Annotated in this window: 16 protein-coding genes and 1 tRNA gene; 4 read left to right on the forward strand and 13 right to left on the reverse strand. The window is 55.1% G+C overall.

The window, feature by feature from the left end; genetic code table 11:
- Positions 1-27: 27 nt before the first annotated feature.
- The 8 genes from BQ5462_RS09585 to BQ5462_RS09620 all read right to left on the reverse strand — a co-directional run bounded on the left by BQ5462_RS09585 (position 28) and on the right by BQ5462_RS09620 (position 6,196).
- Positions 28-783 (reverse strand): exodeoxyribonuclease III, encoded by a 756-nt coding sequence (locus BQ5462_RS09585; RefSeq protein ID WP_071143094.1) that lies wholly within the window; start codon positions 781-783, stop codon positions 28-30.
- A 183-nt stretch (positions 784-966) separates the two neighbouring features.
- Complete coding sequence (locus BQ5462_RS09590; protein ID WP_071143095.1) at positions 967-1,662, reverse strand: hypothetical protein; 696 nt, start codon at positions 1,660-1,662, stop codon at positions 967-969.
- The gene (recO, locus tag BQ5462_RS09595; protein WP_071143096.1) at positions 1,655-2,401 is read right to left on the reverse strand and encodes a DNA repair protein RecO; all 747 of its coding nucleotides are present in this window, start codon (positions 2,399-2,401) and stop codon (positions 1,655-1,657) included. Before recO ends, BQ5462_RS09590 begins: the two co-directional genes overlap by 8 nt.
- A complete protein-coding gene (locus BQ5462_RS09600; protein ID WP_071143097.1) occupies positions 2,391-3,278 on the reverse strand; it encodes a hemolysin family protein in 888 nt (295 codons plus the stop codon). The genes recO and BQ5462_RS09600 overlap by 11 nt, the downstream gene beginning before the upstream one ends.
- A 113-nt stretch (positions 3,279-3,391) precedes the next feature.
- Complete coding sequence (gene era, locus BQ5462_RS09605; protein WP_071143098.1) at positions 3,392-4,318, reverse strand: GTPase Era; 927 nt, start codon at positions 4,316-4,318, stop codon at positions 3,392-3,394.
- Positions 4,319-4,333: 15 nt separating this feature from the next.
- Entirely contained in the window at positions 4,334-4,708 is a 375-nt protein-coding gene (locus BQ5462_RS09610; protein ID WP_071143099.1) for a cytidine deaminase, read from the reverse strand.
- Position 4,709: 1 nt separating this feature from the next.
- The gene (gene ybeY / locus BQ5462_RS09615) at positions 4,710-5,192 is read right to left on the reverse strand and encodes an rRNA maturation RNase YbeY (protein ID WP_071143100.1); all 483 of its coding nucleotides are present in this window, start codon (positions 5,190-5,192) and stop codon (positions 4,710-4,712) included.
- Positions 5,189-6,196, reverse strand: coding sequence for a PhoH family protein (locus BQ5462_RS09620; protein WP_071143101.1), 1,008 nt, complete (start codon positions 6,194-6,196; stop codon positions 5,189-5,191). The genes ybeY and BQ5462_RS09620 overlap by 4 nt, the downstream gene beginning before the upstream one ends.
- A gap of 130 nt (positions 6,197-6,326) precedes the next feature.
- Here BQ5462_RS09620 and BQ5462_RS09625 point away from each other — a divergent pair.
- Positions 6,327-6,403 (forward strand) — tRNA-Val (locus BQ5462_RS09625).
- A gap of 115 nt (positions 6,404-6,518) precedes the next feature.
- Here the strand turns inward: BQ5462_RS09625 and BQ5462_RS09630 are convergent.
- Complete coding sequence (locus tag BQ5462_RS09630; protein WP_071143102.1) at positions 6,519-7,379, reverse strand: fumarylacetoacetate hydrolase family protein; 861 nt, start codon at positions 7,377-7,379, stop codon at positions 6,519-6,521.
- 157 nt (positions 7,380-7,536) lie between these two features.
- On the opposite strand from BQ5462_RS09630, the gene BQ5462_RS09635 reads away from it, so the two are divergent.
- A complete protein-coding gene (locus BQ5462_RS09635; RefSeq protein ID WP_071143103.1) occupies positions 7,537-7,722 on the forward strand; it encodes a hypothetical protein in 186 nt (61 codons plus the stop codon).
- A gap of 163 nt (positions 7,723-7,885) precedes the next feature.
- Here BQ5462_RS09635 and BQ5462_RS09640 read toward each other — a convergent pair whose 3' ends face one another.
- Positions 7,886-8,113: a hypothetical protein gene (locus BQ5462_RS09640; protein WP_071143104.1), complete on the reverse strand. Its 228-nt coding sequence runs from the start codon at positions 8,111-8,113 to the stop codon at positions 7,886-7,888.
- A gap of 289 nt (positions 8,114-8,402) precedes the next feature.
- On the opposite strand from BQ5462_RS09640, the gene BQ5462_RS09645 reads away from it, so the two are divergent.
- Entirely contained in the window at positions 8,403-10,076 is a 1,674-nt protein-coding gene (locus BQ5462_RS09645; protein ID WP_071143105.1) for a carbon starvation CstA family protein, read from the forward strand.
- Between the two features lie 137 nt (positions 10,077-10,213).
- Here the strand turns inward: BQ5462_RS09645 and ligA are convergent, their stop codons facing one another.
- Together ligA and pcrA are read right to left on the reverse strand one after the other, a co-directional pair.
- Positions 10,214-12,247, reverse strand: a complete 2,034-nt coding sequence (gene ligA, locus BQ5462_RS09650; RefSeq protein WP_071143106.1) for an NAD-dependent DNA ligase LigA — start codon at positions 12,245-12,247, stop codon at positions 10,214-10,216.
- 12 nt (positions 12,248-12,259) lie between these two features.
- Complete coding sequence (gene pcrA, locus BQ5462_RS09655; RefSeq protein WP_071143107.1) at positions 12,260-14,509, reverse strand: DNA helicase PcrA; 2,250 nt, start codon at positions 14,507-14,509, stop codon at positions 12,260-12,262.
- 157 nt (positions 14,510-14,666) lie between these two features.
- On the opposite strand from pcrA, the gene BQ5462_RS09660 reads away from it, so the two are divergent.
- Positions 14,667-16,052 (forward strand): NCS2 family permease, encoded by a 1,386-nt coding sequence (locus tag BQ5462_RS09660; protein WP_071143108.1) that lies wholly within the window; start codon positions 14,667-14,669, stop codon positions 16,050-16,052.
- Between the two features lie 124 nt (positions 16,053-16,176).
- On the opposite strand, the gene BQ5462_RS09665 is transcribed toward BQ5462_RS09660, so the two are convergent.
- The gene (locus tag BQ5462_RS09665; protein ID WP_071143109.1) at positions 16,177-16,692 is read right to left on the reverse strand and encodes a nitroreductase family protein; all 516 of its coding nucleotides are present in this window, start codon (positions 16,690-16,692) and stop codon (positions 16,177-16,179) included.

Genomic DNA, 16,692 nt, shown 5'->3' on the forward strand with positions numbered 1-16,692 from the left:
GAGCGCTCTAACTTCTGACATCTCGTTTCATTCCTTCCAGTCCAGCTCCACCGGGCAGTGGTCGCTGCCGAAGATTTCGTTGTGGATGACCACGTCCTGGATGTGTTCCTTTCCGTTTGCACTGACCAGGAAGTAGTCGATGCGCCATCCGGCATTCCGTTCCCGTGCCTTGAACATATAGGACCACCAGGTGTAGGCCCCTTCCCGATCCGGATACAGGCTGCGGAAGGAATCCACAAACCCGTGCTGCAGGAACTGTTGGAACTTGGCCCGTTCCTGATCGCTGAACCCGGCGTTCTTGTGATTGCTGTCCGGGTTCTTCAGGTCGATGGGCTGTGCGGCCACGTTCAGGTCCCCGCACACGATCACCGGCTTCTTCTCCGCCAGCCGGCTCACATAGTCCTGGAAGGCATCCTCCCATTTTTCCCGATAATCCAGGCGTACCAGCCCCCGCTGGGAGTTGGGGGTATACACGTTCACCAGGATGAAGCCCGGGTATTCGGCCGTAATGACCCGGCCTTCCTGGTCGTGTTCCTCGATGCCCAGGCCATAGGTGACGTTTTCCGGTTCTTCCTTCGTGAAGATAGCAGTCCCGGAATAGCCCTTTTTCACCGCACTGTTCCAGTATTCATGGTAGCCGGGAAATTCAAAGGTGGACTGCTCCCGCTGCATCTTCGTTTCCTGGATGCAGAAGATATCCGCATCCGCCTGTTGCATGAAATCAGCAAAGCCCTTGTTCATGCAGGCCCGCAGGCCGTTAACATTCCAGGTAATCAGTTTCATAGGGTTCCCCTCTCTGTTTATATGTTCACAGTTCCTAGTTCATCGTTTGTCGCTCATAGTTATCCTCCCCTAAAAGGGGAGGGGGACCGTTGCGCTTCAGCGCAATGGTGATGGGGTCTCACACTGAGCGTTGGACCCCCTACCCGCAAGCGGGTCCTTTCCCCCTTTCAGGGGGACACAAATCTATTTCCCCAGCTGGGGAAAGATCCACTCCAGCACCGCGCAGGCCACCCCCCACAAAATGGGATAGATGGGTTCCGGCAGGATCCACACAAAGGTGTTCAGCGCCATCCAGAAGCCGGCACTGACCAACAGCAGACCCCCGGTAAACAGCAGCCGATGCTGGTAATGGACACCACAGCGGAGGTACTCGAACCCCAGGGCCCCGTAGAAAAGCTGCTGCAGAAAGGATGCTCCCAGGGCCCCGAAATCAGGATCCAGCACAGCCCACGACGCCCCTGCCAGCAGCAACACTGGCCACAGGGTCCACAAAATCCCCCGGGCCTGGCGCATTTTCTGCCAACCGAAGAAATTCCACAGGCTGTACCAGGCAAAAGGCACCGCCGCCCAGAACCACAGTTCCAGACCCGGATATTCCACCCGCAGGGGCCAGGACGCCGGCAGCAGGGTCACCAGACCCAGCACCAGGGCTATAATGGCCAGTTTCCAGGCAAAGGTCCGTTTCTGGTACCGTCCCAGTACGGGGATGGTGAGCCACACCCCGCTGGCCAGCCAGAACAGCAGCACCAGCTTCAGCGGCATATACCAGTCCACCGCCGGGGTGGCAAGGCTGGTCACGATATTGAAGAACAAAAACCAGCCGAACAGCAGGTCCTTCCGCTGCCGCCAGATCAATTTTCCCAGTTGCACCTTATCCATGGGCTGTCTTCTCCATCTGCGCCAGAAACTCCAGGCTCCGGATGGGCCGGTCCGTCTGGTACAGGATAAATTGATACAAAATTTTTTCCAGGCTCATAAGCTCCCGGCCCCGCACCGTAAAATCAGGCGGTTCGTTCAGATCCAGGTGCAGCAGCTGCTCCATCAGGTCCCGGGTGGGCAGGGTAAAAGGCAGTTCATCCCCCATGGCGCATTTTCTGCACAGGAAGCCCCCCTGCACCAGACTGAAATATCCGTCTTCCGTCACTGGCTCGTTGCAGCTGGTGCATACATCCAGGATGGGATTCAACCCGCACAGGGACAGCAGCTTCAGCAAGGTGCTGTCCGTCACCAGGCGCTTGTTCCGTTTGCCCAGCAGCCGAAAAGCTTCCAGCAGCAGCTGGAACACCTCCTCCTGGGGTTCCTCTTCTCCCAGCAGGTTCTCCGCCACTTCCCCGATAATGGCCCCGTAGGCCAGATTTTCCCAATCGGGGGGCTGGGGCATTTCCAGGCTTTCACAGCTGCGCAGGGTGGCCACCTTGCGGCCTGGAGCCAGCGTCACCTGCAGGTGGGCAAAAGGTTGCACCAGCCGGCCGCTCTGGCTGCGGGGATAGGCTGCCCCATAGGCCACAAAGGGGATTTTTCCGTGTTCACGACAAAAGCAGACTGCGTATTTATCCGCAGTCTGCCAATTTCTAACCCGGAGGATGATTGCTTCGTCTTGAAACATTTCACTGCTCATGGACAGCCGCTTCCTTCTTGTTGTCTTTTTTCAAAGGGATGACCCGCACCCGCAGCACCCGAAAACCAGTGGAATCCAGCACTTCAAACTTGTAGCCGTTTTCCACCACACTGTCGCCCACCACAGGCTGCCGGCCGATCAGACCGAACACATAGCCCCCGATGGTATCCTCTTCCGGATCATCGAACTGGATGCCCATGATTTCTGATACTTCGTCCAGCAGCACAAGGCCATCAAACACATAGGAACCGTCGGGCATCTTATTGATTTCCGGCATATCCGTGTCATGCTCGTCCTGGATGTCGCCCACGATTTCCTCCAGCAGGTCCTCCATGGTCACCAGGCCGGCTGTACCCCCGTACTCATCGGCCACTGCCGCCATCTGCACATGTTTGTGCTGCATCAGCTGCAGGATTTTAGCAATGGACATGCTTTCGGGCACCACGTCGATTTCCCGCATGATGCTCCTCAGGTCGAAGCCGGGGGCCTTATAATCCGCATTCATGAATTCCCGGATGTGGATCATGCCCAAAATGTGATCCCGGTCCTCCTCACACAGGGGATACCGGGTATGCCCCGATTCCCGGATGACTTTCATGTTTTCTTCGATGGAATCATCCACGAACAGACAGACCATATCCTGCCGGGGGACCATCACTTCCCGGGCCACCCGGTCAGCAAAGTCGAACACATTGTCGATGAGCCTGCTTTCCACCGGGTCGATGCTGCCGCCTTTTTCACTGGCACTGACCATCTTCCGGAGATCATCCTCAGAATGGCCGGTTCCTTTATGCACCGGTTCCATGCCCATGAAATGGTACAGGGCTTCCCCCACATGCCAGAACAAGAAGGCAAAAGGATATACAATTGGTTTCAATAAGCGGCCAAGGGCCGGTCCTGCGTCTATAAGTCATCTCTCCTTTGGATTGTTCCACACAAAATCATAAAATAGATACACTTTTTTATTATACACGCTGGCATGCTTTCCGGTCAATATTGAGGCCGGTCGTTGGCCAGGCCCAGGCGCTTCAGGTCGCCCTCTTTTTCCCGCCATTTGGGCCGTACCTTCACCCACAGTTCCAGGTATACCCGGTTGCCGATCAGATTCTCGATATCCTTCCGGGCCCGCTGGCTGATTTCCTTGAGCATCTTCCCTTTAGCCCCGATCAGGATGGCCTTCTGGGAATCCCGTTCCACGTAGATATCCGCCCGTACATACACCATGTCGTTGGGCCGGGTCTTCATTTCCTGGACCTGCACTGCCACCGCATGGGGCACTTCATCCCGGGTCAGCTGCAGGATCTTCTCCCGGATGATTTCTGCCGCCATGACCCGTTCCGGCTGGTCCGTATACATGTCCTCCGGATAGAAGCTGGGGCCCACCGGCAGGCAGGCTTCGATTTCCTGCAAAAGCGGTGTAAAGTCCTCATCGGCCAGGGCGGACAGGGTCAGGATGCTGCGGAAGGGGTATTCTTTCTGGAAATGGGCGATGATGGGCAGCAGGCTCTCCTTGTTGGAGATCTGGTCGATTTTGTTCAGCACCAGGATCACCGGAGCCTTACATTCTTCCTTCAGCCGCTCCAGGATGACCTGTTCTCCCTTGCCCCGCTTTTCCGAGGCATCCACCACGAACAGTACCACATCCACTTCCTTGATGGCATTCACCGCTGCCTGGACCATGTGTTCCCCCAGTTTATCCTGGGGTTTGTGCAGACCCGGGGTATCCAGGAAGACCATCTGGGCCGCATCCGTGCTCAAGATGCTCAGGATCCGGTTCCGGGTGGTCTGAGGCCGGTCGGAAATGATGGCCACCTTTTCCCCCACCAACTGGTTCACCAGGGTGCTCTTGCCCGCATTGGGGCGTCCCACAACGGCCACAAAGCCGGAGCGGTGCTGTTTCTGTTCTTGCTGTTCCATGCAGATTCCTTTCTTTTATAACACAAAACTGTACGGCAGCAGTTCCGCCACCGTGGTTTCCTTCCATTCGCCTTTCAGATTCGTCAGATATACTTTCGGGATGGCAAATTCTGCCATCACCTGCCGGCAGGCTCCACAGGGAGACACCGGCTGCGAGGTATCCGCTGTGACACAAAGGGCCGAAAACTCCTGCACCCCTTCCTTCACCGCCGCAAAGATGGCACACCGTTCGGCGCAGATACACAGGCCATAGGAAGCGTTCTCAATGTTACAGCCGGTGAAGATTCTTCCGTCGCCAGCCCGCACCGCCGCCCCTACCGCAAAGTGGGAATAGGGGCTGTAGCTGTGCTGCCGGGCCTTCACCGCCGCTTCGAACAGTTCCCGGTCCATGTCAGCCTCCGTATTTTTCTTCCGCCAGGTCCAGTTCCCGCAGGATTTCTTCTTCCCGGGCTCGCATGACTCTCTTGTCTGCTTCCACCATATGGTCATAGCCCAGCAAGTGCAGCATGCCGTGCACGGCCAGATACGTCATTTCCCGGGTAAGTCCGTGGCCGAATTCCTCCCCCTGCTCTACAGCCCGGGGAGCGGAAATGATCACATCTCCCAGCAGGTGCTCTGCTGCCCCGTCGTCCACTTCCGGTTCCTCGTCCCCCTCGTCCAGGGCAAAGCTCAGTACGTCCGTGGGACGGTCGATGCCCCGGTACTCCCGGTTCAGGGTATGGATTTCCTCATTGTTTACAATGGTGATATCCACTTCCGTGTTGTCCGTCAAATTTTCCTTCCGGGCCACAATGTCCATGGCCTTTTTCAGAGTCGCTTCCAGTTCTTCCGGAATGGCGATCTCTTCCTGGTTGTTTTCCAGTGTAACAATCATTGTTCTTCTCCTTTAGGCTCTGCTGCCCGTTTCCGTTCCTTCCGGGCTTTGTCATATTTTTCATATGCCTTGATGATGGCCCCTACGATTTCGTGACGGACCACATCGTGCTCGCTGAAATGCACAATCCCGATGCCCGGCACATTGCGCAGCACATAGGCCGCGTTCACCAGTCCCGACTGCCGTCCACTGGGCAGGTCCACCTGGGTGGCATCCCCGGTGACCACCAGCTTGGAGCCGAAGCCGAACCGGGTGAGTGCCATGCGCATCTGTTCTGCCGTGGTGTTCTGGGCTTCGTCCAGGATGATGAAAGCGTCATTCAACGTACGTCCCCGCATGTAGGCCAATGGCGCCACTTCGATGATGCCCCGCTGCAGGTTCTTCTGGAAAGCCTCCATCCCCAGCATCTCATAGAGAGCATCGTACAGGGGCCGCAGATACGGGTCCACCTTTTCCTGCAGGTCGCCCGGCAGGAACCCCAGCTTTTCGCCGGCTTCCACCGCAGGCCGGGTCAGGATGATCCGTTCCACATCCTTGTTCTTCAACGCCTTGACGGCCATGGCCACGGCCAGGTAGGTCTTGCCCGTGCCAGCCGGTCCGATGGCAATGGTGATATCGTTCTGGGCAATGGTCTTCAGATACTGGAGCTGACCCAGGGTCTTGGCCTTTACCTGGCGACCCCGCACTGTGGTCAGTACCGTATCGGTAAACAGCTTGTGCAGCTGTTCTTCCTGCCCGTCCAGGACCAGTTTCAGACTGTACTTCACGTCATGTTCGGTGATGGGCAGCCCCTGCCGATACAGGTATAGCAGTTCTCCCACCAGTTTTTCCGCCAGTTCCGTATCCTGGCTGCTTCCCTGGGCAATGAGCTCGTTGCCCCGGGGAATCAGCTGGCAGCCCAGTACCTGCTGCATCTGCCGCAGATATTCATCATTTTCTCCCAGGACCGCCACCATTTCCCGCGCATCCCGGAAGGCAAACCGTTTTTCCGTCACTTCAGGCAAACTCCATTCCTCCTACCTGTTTCCATAAGTTGTCCAATATATTCATTATATCGTTTCCCCGGTAAAAAAGAAACAGGAAACCCTATTGACAACAGGACCCTGTTTCGAGTAGAATAATGATGTTGCTTATGGAACTATAGCTCAGATGGTTAGAGTATCACGTTGACATCGTGGGGGTCACTGGTTCGAGTCCAGTTAGTTCCACCAATTAAAAAGTAGAAACGCTGTCCTGCGGGGGCAGCGTTTTTTGTTACATAAAAGAAATCGCCGATGGCGATTTCTCACCATCGGCTGTAGACTAGTGACTAGAGACTAGCGATTATCATTTCACCACATTCCGCAGCGTCCCGATTCCTTCGATGCTGCATTCCACCACATCCCCGTTTTTCAGGAACTGGGGCGGGTTCATACCGATACCCGTACCGGAAGGCGTACCGGTAGCGATAATGGTCCCTGCCCGCAGCGTCATGCCCTTGGACAATTCGCTGATGATATACGGAATCCCATGCACCAGGTATTTGGTATTGCTGTCCTGGCGCAGCTGGCCGTTCACCTTGCAGGTCAGATGCAGCGCCGGCGGGAACGGGAATTCATCCGCGGTCACGATGCAGGGTCCCATGGGGGCAAAGGTATCCAGGCTCTTCCCGAAATACCATTGTTTATGGGCCACCTGCACATCACGGGCCGTTACATCGTTGATGATGGTATAGCCGAATACGTAATCGGCAGCATCTTTTTCTTCCACGTTTCTGGCTTCTTTGCCGATGATCACAGCCAGTTCACATTCGTAGTCCAGTTCCTTGACTACATTGAAATGGCCGTCAATGATGCCGTCCGGATCCGTGGCCCGGTCCACCCGTTTGGAGAAATACACAGGGACCTGGCGCTGTACGATTTTTTCCGGAACATAGGCATCGGGCAGTTCCTCGTCATGGGATTTGTAGTTGATGCCCAGGCAGATGATATCGTTCCGGGGGTGGGTCAGAGGAGCCAGGATCTTCACCTGATCCAGAGGTACGCCGCCCAGAGCCATCCGATTGATGCTCAGCAGTTCTTCAAAGTCGCTTTCCTGGATCAGTTCATACATATTGGCATATTTATTGGCCGGGTAGACATACTTACCGTCATCAGAAATTACGCCTACCTGTACATCCTGATCGTATTCATACGTTACGATTTTCATGGCATCCACTCCCCTAATTCTGTATCACTGCAACAACGTATTGACTTATTCTGTATTTATTGTACACTGTTTATCAGGAAATTACCAGCAAAAGAACCAAGCCCACCTGTTTGCAGGGGGCTGTCCTGTTGATTGCAAAAGAAAGGAAATGCAGGGAATGGAAAGCATCTGGCAGCTTGACGATGGACACGGCGATTACAACCGCAGCTACGAACGGGATCACGATTTCGATTATGCCGATTATTCCACGGATCACAAGGAAAACAACTTCAGCAACTACGAATGGAAAATTCCCAGGTCAAAAAAAGAACGGGTACGGAACATCCTGAATCATTATGAATAAAAGGGGATGTGAAAAATGCTTTTTCACGTCCCCCGTCACTAGTCACTAGTCTCTAGCTACTAGCCGATGGAAGCCAGCTTCCGCTGGCAAAATTCAGAAGCTGTGAATGATTTTTTTCACAGCTTCTTTTTTTATTCATGCCAAATCAATTTCCTACTATATATTACAGGAAAAGTTTTGTATAAATTCCCAGATAGGAAACCACAAAAGCAGACAGGCTGAACAGGATGGCTGTAAGCAGCAGATTCTTATACAGTCTGTTCACGTCCACGCCTTCCGGTGCACACTCGCAGGCCAGAATGGCCACTTTCTGGTGATCATGCCCATGAAAATCACAAAAAACAACAACAGCAGTGAACCGATCTGCATCATAAAAAATACCTCCGATCAAAATAAAAGCCCTTTCCAGGAAACCGCTCCGTTTTAAAAAAGTTCATTTCCAGAGGACATATAATTGTTCATATTTCAAGAAAGTTTTTATTATGAGGACAATTTTTCTGTATATTCCATTTGCTGTCTTTAGATCACTAACACTTTAAAAAAATTTTGTATGGGGTATACAAAAAACTGTTGACAATCTGTGACAAGAGTGATAAATTACGGAACTATAAACAAGCATCCGATTTGATGACGACACTTGTCCATGCGAGTGTCGGATTTTTTTCAAAGGAGTGATATTGATGAACGGATTAACGCTTGTGTGTTTAGCTATTGTCATCTTCATCTGTGCGTACATGTTTTATGGTCGCTGGCTGGTGAAGACCTGGGGAATCGAACCGGATGCGAAGACTCCTGCCTATCGCTTCAGAGACGATAAGGACTTTGCTCCTGCTTCCCGGTTTACGGTATTTGCCCATCAGTTTTCTTCCATTACGGGTGCCGGCCCTGTAACCGGTCCGATTATCGCCGCCATGTTCGGTTGGGTTCCTGCTTTCTTATGGATTTTGGTCGGTGGCGTATTCTTCGGTGCTGTACAGGACTTCACCGCCCTGTATGCTTCTGTGAAGAACGACGGCAAGGGCATGGGCGCCCTGATCGAACAGTATGTAGGCCATACGGGCTGCAAGATGTTCCTGATGTTCGGCTGGCTGTTCTCCCTGCTGGTTATCGCAGCCTTCTCCGACATCATGGCCAGCACCTTCAACGGGTTCTCCAAGACCGGCGAACTGATGGGGCCTAACGCCTCTGCTGCTTCCATTTCCATGATCTACATCGCCGTGGCTGTGGTGTTCGGTATCGTCACCCGCCGCTTCCACATCACCGGTGCCAAGGAACTGGTTCTGGGCATTGTGTGCATGATCGCCATGGTGAGCCTGGGCATTGCCCATCCCATGTACGCTTCCCGTACCACCTGGCTGTATGTAACCTATGCTTATTGCTTTGCTGCTTCCATCATGCCCATGTGGCTGCTGATCCAACCCCGTGACTACCTGAGCGTATTCCTGCTGCTGGGTATGATCCTGGCCGGTGTTGTTGGAATCATCGTTGGGAATCCTTCCATCAACATGCCTGCCTTCACTTCTTTCGAAGTGGCCGGCAAGCCCATGTTCCCGATTCTGTTCGTAACCATCGCCTGCGGGGCTGTATCCGGGTTCCATTCTCTGGTATCCTCCGGTACTTCCTCCAAGACCATTTCCAATGAAAAAGACATGCTGCCTGTTGGGTACGGCTCCATGCTGATCGAATCCACCCTGGGTGTTGTTTCTCTGGTTATCGCCTGCTCCGTGGCTGTGAACGGCCATCTGCCCAAAGCCACTCCGTTCGCCATTTTCGGCAGCGCCATCGGCGGTTACTTCACCATGTTCGGGATTCCCAAATACTACAGCACCTGCATCGTAACCATGTGCGTATCCGCTCTGGCCATGACCACCATCGACGCTGTAACCCGTATCGGCCGGATGATGCTCCAGGAAATCCTGGCTCCGGAAGAAGGCCATGAACAAGGCTCCGTTGCCAAGTTCCTGAGCAACACTTACGTTGCCACCATCGTAACCCTGATTCCCAGCTACCTGCTGTGCCTGGGCGGTTACATGAACATCTGGCCGCTGTTCGGTGCTGCCAACCAGCTGCTCAGTGCTCTGGTTCTGGTTGCCCTGGCCGTATTCCTGAAGGTGACCGGCCGGAAGAGCTGGATGCTCTACGTACCCATGACCTTCATGTTCCTGGTTACCATGAGTGCCCTGTGCCTGTCCATCTATGGCATTTACAAAAAAGCCATGGCTGGCGTGTTCTTCCCCATGGTGGAAGGCCTGCAGCTGGTAGTTGCCCTGTGCCTGATGTTCCTGGCCATTAACGTGGTTCGGAGCTGCACCAAGGAACTGTTCACCGGCAAGGTTGAAACTGCAGAAAAATGATCAAAAATCCCACCGCCCAGCCGGGTGGCGGGATTTTTTCCGTTCATCAATTTCATTCCAATCAAAAAGGACCTGTTCCCCATCGAAGGGAACAGGTCCTTTCCTTCACTAGTCACTAACCACTAGCCACCAATCACTTATTCCTGCTCGCCTCTCAACAGCCGCAGGAACTCCGCTTCGTCCAGGATGGTCACGCCCAGTGTCTGGGCTTTCGTATACTTGCTGCCCGGATCAGCGCCAGCCACCACGTAGTCCGTCTTCTTGCTCACGGAACTGGTCACCTTGGCGCCCACTTCCTGGGCCATGGTCTGGGCCGTAGCCCGGTCCAGGTTGGGCAGGGTACCGGTGAACACCATGGTCTTGCCATAGAAGGGATGATTCTCATCCAGAGCCGGGCCCGTGGTCATTTCCATGTTCAGTCCCAGCTCCTTCAACCGCTCCACAAACGCCTGGTTCACCGGATCTCCGAACCAGGTCACCACGCTTTCCGCAATGACCGGTCCAATGTCGGGAATCTGGGCCAGTTCGTCCTGGGTGGCAGCCATCAGATTGTCCATGGTGCCGTACTTCAGCGCCAGGGTCCGTGCCACCTTGGCCCCTACGTGGCGGATGCCCAAGGCAAACAGCAATTTATCCAGACTCTGGCTCTTGCTGTCCTGGATGGCATTGACCAGATTGTCGGCACTTTTCTGTCCCATCCGGTCCAGCTGGATCAGCTGTTCCGTGGTCAGAAGATACAGGTCGGAGGGATCCTTCACCAGACCATTGGCCGTCAATTGGGCCAGTACACTGGGTCCGCAGCCGTCGATGTTCATGGCATCCCGGCTGGTGAAGTGGATCAGCCCTTCCCGTCCCAGGGCCGGACAGTGGGGGTTCGTGCAGCGCCAGGCCGCTTCCCCGGGTTTCCGTTCCGCCTTCCAGCCACATTCCGGACAGGTTTCCGGCATATGGAACACCTTTTCCTCCCCAGTGCGCTTCTCCGTCACCACATGGAGCACTTCCGGGATGATTTCCGCGGCCTTATTGATCACCACATGGTCGCCGATCCGGATATCCCGTTCTTTGATGAAGTCTTCGTTGTGCAGGGTAGCCCGGCTGATGGTGCTGCCAGAGAGCCGCACCGGCTGCAGTACTGCTGTCGGTGTCAGGACTCCCGTACGCCCCACCTGAATCACAATGTCCTCCAGCACGGTTTCCGCCTGTTCCGGCGGGAATTTATAGGCCATGGCCCAGCGGGGATCCTTTCCGGTGGCACCCAGAAGGTTTTGCTGCCACACATCGTTGACCTTCACCACCACGCCGTCGGTGTCATAGCCCAGGAAGGCCCGCCGTTCCCCATGCTTTTTGATCAGATCATTGGCCTGCTGGATGGTATCCACCAGGGTGCGGCCTTCCGTCGTGGTAAATCCATACTGCTGGAGCATATCCATGGAAGCGTTATGGGTGGGCAGATTGCCGGCCCCTACCCCGATCCCGTAGGCAAAGAAAGCCAGGGACCGTTTGGCAGTGACCCGGGGATCCAGCTGCCGCAGGGAACCAGCTGCCGCGTTCCGGCAGTTGGCGAATTCCTGTTCCCCGGCTTCCTGCCGTTCCTCATTCAGCTTCACAAAAGCTGCCCGGGGCATGTATACTTCTCCCCGCACGTCCAGGAGTTCCGGGATTTCCATGCCCGGGATGGGTTTCAATTGTTTGGGGATGTTCTGGATGGTCCGCACATTTTCCGTGACGTTTTCACCCACCACGCCGTCGCCCCGGGTGGCTGCCCGCACAAACCGGCCATTCTCGTAGATGATGCTGCAGGCCAGGCCGTCGATCTTGGGTTCCACCACATACTGCACCCTGGCATCCTTGGGCAGGCCTTCGTGCACCCGCCGGTCGAACTCCTCCATCTCCTCCGGCGAAAACGCATTGGCCAGGCTCAAAAGAGGCGTCATATGCCGTACTTCCGTAAAGCCCGGTTTGGCGTAGCCCCCCACATGCTGGCTGGGAGAATCCGGCGTCACCAGATCCGGATACTGGGCTTCCAGGGCTTTCAGTTCCCGCATCATAGCGTCGTATTCCCCATCGGTAATAATGGGATTGTCCTGGACATAATACAGATAGGAATTCTTTTTCATGATGGCACGCAGCTCATCAATGCGAGCTGCGGCCTGTTCTTTTGTCATACTCATGGTTCAAACTCCTCAGATTTTCTGCAAGATCTTATACTTGGTGGCCAGCTGCTTGATGCCGCAGCCCGGGAAGGCCACCATCACCAGCTGGCCCTCGCTGCCGTCCGGTTTGGCTTCAATGATGGTACCCACCCCGAACTTTTTGTGCCGGCATTTATCCCCGGCGTGGAATTCCGGCACGGCGGCTCCTTCCGGCACAAAACCCTTCTGCTTCGGTTTCGGCGTATCCAGGATGCTGCCTCCCCGGTGCCGGGCAATGGTCCGCAGCCCAGAATGCTGCTGGCTCTGCTGGGCCCTGTAACCGCCATAGCCTCCCATGCTGGCCCTGCGCAGGGACACGTTCTGGATCAGGTTCCGGGGAATTTCCTCCAGGAACCGGGAAGGCGGATACATGACCACCCGGCCGTACACCATCCGGCTGCGGCAGCTGGTCAGGTACAGCTGCTTCTTGGCCCGGGTGATGCCCACATAGCAAAGCCGTCGTTCCTCCTCCAGTTTGTCCTCATCTTCCAGGGACCGCTGGCTGGGGAACAGGCCGTCCTCCATGCCCCCGATGAACACCACCGGGAATTCCAGTCCCTTGGCCGAATGAAGGGTCATGAGGGTCACGGAATCCTTGGTCAGCTTGGCATCGTCAATGTCCGCCACCAGGGCCACATGGTTCAAAAAGTCCTCCAGGGTCTGGTTGTTCTCCTCTCCCGGATCCTTGGCGAATTCATCGGCGATCCGCAGGAATTCGTTCAGGTTGTCGATACGGCTTTTTGCCTGGTCGGATCCGTCCAGCCGCAGGGCTTCCAGGTACCCGCTCTTTTCCAGCACCCGTTCCATCAGCTCTTTCACCGGCAGGGTATCCTTCACCCCATCCAGTTCACTGATCATATCACTGAAGGCCTGGATCTTGCCCAGAGACCGGCCCAGCACCTCTTTGGCCTGCACCGTCTGCAGCACTTCGTCAAGCGGCATCCCGCTTTCTTCCAGCAGGGACCGGATTTTGGTCACTGTGGCCGCCCCGATGCCCCGCTTGGGTTCGTTGATGATCCGTTCCAGCCCCTGGATGTCCCGATGGTTGGACAGGAACCGCAGATAGCTCAAAAGGTCCTTTACTTCTTTCCGGTCGTAGAACTTCAGGCTCCCCACCATCACATAGGGCACACCGTTGTTGATCAGATTTTCTTCGAACATCCGGCTCTGGGCATTGGTCCGATACAAAATGGCCATATCCCCCAGTCTGATGCCTTCCCGCTGCAGCTTCCGGATCTGGCCCACCACGAATTCAGCTTCCTCCCGGTCATCCCGGGCCTGGAAGTAGGCAATGGGCTGTCCGCTGCCGTTTTCCGTCCACAGGTTCTTGGGTCTCCGGGCTGCATTGTGCTTGATCACCTCGTTGGCTGCGTCCAAAATCACCTGGGTGCTGCGGTAGTTCTGTTCCAGTTTATAGATTTTGGCCTGGGGGTAATCCTTTTCGAAATCCAGGATGTTGCTGATATCGGCGCCCCGCCAGCCATAGATGCTCTGGTCGATATCCCCCACGGCACACAGGTTGTTCTCCGGCGCAGACAGGAGTTTGGCCAGCAGATACTGCACATGGTTGGTGTCCTGGTACTCGTCGATGAGTACATAGTGGAACTTGTTCTGGTATTTTTCCCGGACATCCGGGAACTGCTGCAGCAGCTTGACCGTTAAAAGCAGCAGGTCGTCGAAATCCAGGGCATTGCTCTGGTGCAGGTGATTCTGGTATTCCTTATAGATTTCCGCCACCTTTTTGGCATGAAAATCGTCAGCCTGGCGGGCGAACTCACTGGCGTCCACCTGGGCGTTCTTGGCGTTGCTGATGGTGGAAAGGAGCGCCGGCAGCGGATAGAACTTCTCGTCCAGGTTCAGCTTCTTCAGGGCTTCCTTCAGCACATTCTTACAATCCGTGGGATCATAGATGGAAAAAGAGGTGGTGTAGCCGGGGAGATGGTTGATGTCCCGGCGCAACAGCTGGTTGCAGAAACCGTGGAAGGTATACAGCCACACGTCCTTGGCCGAAGGCCCCACCAGCGCATCCACCCGCTGGCGCATTTCCTTGGCCGCCTTGTTGGTGAAAGTGATGGCCAGGATGTTCCAGGGTTTCACCCCTTTTTCCAGCAGATAGGCAATTTTGGTGGTCAGTGCTTTCGTCTTGCCGGATCCGGCTCCGGCCAAAATTAAAATAGGCCCGGCAATCTGGCGGACTGCCTCAGCCTGTTGTTCGTTCAGCGATGCTAAGAGATCTGTCATTTTTTCCTCGATTCCTTCATTTTATTCTCTCCTATTCTAACAGATTCCCGTTTTTTTTGCTATAATAGAAGAATCCTTCAAGAGAAGGCCCGCTACAGGTGGGGCCCTGGCAGCCCCTGCTCACAGACCTTGCGGAACAAAAGAAAGGAAGTTGATTATGGAAGAATTTTGCGAAAAGATTTTCCATCTGAAGGAGAACCACACCTCCATGCGGACGGAAATCGTATCAGGCATCACCACGTTCATGACCATGGCCTACATCCTGATCGTGAACCCGTCGATTCTGAGTGCCACCGGCATGGATAAGGGAGCCCTGCTGACCGTGACCGCCATCGCCTCCGCCCTGGGCACCTTTTTCATGGCAGCTTTTGCCAACTATCCCTTTGCTCTGGGACCGGGCATGGGACTGAACGCCTACTTTGCCTACACCGTCTGCCTGCAGATGGGTAACAGCTGGGAAATGGCCCTGTCGGCCGTATTCATTGAAGGCGTCATCTTCATCATCCTGTCCCTGACCTCCATCCGGGAAGCCATTTTCAATGCCATCCCCATGACACTGAAGCAGGCCATTTCCGTGGGCATCGGGCTTTTCATCGCTTTTATCGGGCTCCTGAATGCCCGGATCATTGTAGCCAACAAGGCGACCAAGGTCTCCCTGTATTCCTTTACCAAGGCCATGAGCGACGGAACCTTCCACAGTGTGGGCATCACGGTCCTGCTGGCCATGCTGGGCATTCTCTTCACTGCCTACCTGATCATCAAAAACGTCCGGGGCAACATCCTGTTCGGGATCCTGGGCACCTGGGTATTGGGAATGATTTGCGAAGCCACCGGTCTGTATGTGCCCAATCCGGAACTGGGCACCTTCAGTGTGTTCCCCAACCTGTCCGGCGGTCTGGCCTCCTTTGCGCCCATCAGTCCGACCTCCCTGTTCCTGCAGTTGGACTTTTCCCATGTGATGAGCCTGAACTTTTTTGCCGTAATCTTCGCCTTCCTGTTTGTGGATACCTTTGATACCCTGGGAACCCTGATCGGGGTGGCCGCCAAAAGCGACATGCTGGATGAAGAAGGCCACCTGCCCCACATCAAAGGCGCCCTGATGGCAGATGCCTGCGCCACCTGCACCGGGGCACTGCTGGGTACCAGTACCGTCACCACCTTCGTGGAAAGTGCCGCCGGCGTTTCCGAAGGGGGGCGCACGGGGCTGACTTCCATCACCGTAGCCATCCTGTTCCTGCTGAGCCTGTTCCTGAGCCCGTTCTTCATGGCCATCCCGTCCTTTGCTACGGCACCGGCCCTGGTAATCGTGGGCTTTTTGATGTTCTCCTCTGTGACGAAGATCAAGATGGACGACCTGAGCGAAGCCATCCCGGCTTACATCGCCATCATCGCCATGCCTTTTGCCTACAGCATCTCCGAAGGGATCTCCTTCGGTGTCATCACCTACGTGATATTGAACCTGCTGACGGGCAGATCCCAGAAGATCAGCGGCCTGATGTATGTACTGGCAGTGCTGTTCATCCTGAAATACGTTCTCCTGTAAAACAAAAAAAGGGGGTGTGAAAAAATGCTTTTTCACACCCCGTCACTAGTCACTAGCCGATGGAAGCCAGCTGACGCTAGCGAAATAAAGGCGCTGTGGATGATTTTTCACAGCGTCTTTTTTCTTACAGTACCTTCACCAGTTCGTCGTTGCTTCTCCGTTCGTTGTGGAGATGGGCAGCGTGCACCCCTTCCGCAGCATAGCCCATGGGCATCAGCAGCAGGGGCACTTCGTTCAGTTCCAGGCCGAAGGCATCGGCGGTCTTCGTCACTGGGAAGTAGTTCACCCAGCAGGATCCGATGCCCTGTTCCCAGGCTTCCAGCATCATATGGGTGGCCACGATGCTGGCATCCTGCTCACCGGCCCGAATGCTGTGTTCGAACGGGTTCACCCATTCCTCGTCTTTGCGCACCGTCACCATCAGCACCACGGGAGCGTTGAAGGCGCAGCGGGTCAGGCTGCGGATCTTTTCCAGGGCTTCCGGGCTCTGCAGCACGTACACCCGGTACGGCTGGTAGTTATGACCGGTGGGAGCAATGCGCCCCGCTTCCAGGATGGCATCCATTTTTTCCTTTTCAATGGGTTTGTCACTGAATTTCCGGACCGAATATCTGGCTTTGGCCAGTTCCATAAACGTCAT

It is taken from the genome of Acidaminococcus timonensis (assembly GCF_900106585.1).
In the GTDB taxonomy this organism is placed as follows: Bacteria; Bacillota; Negativicutes; order Acidaminococcales; family Acidaminococcaceae; genus Acidaminococcus; species Acidaminococcus timonensis.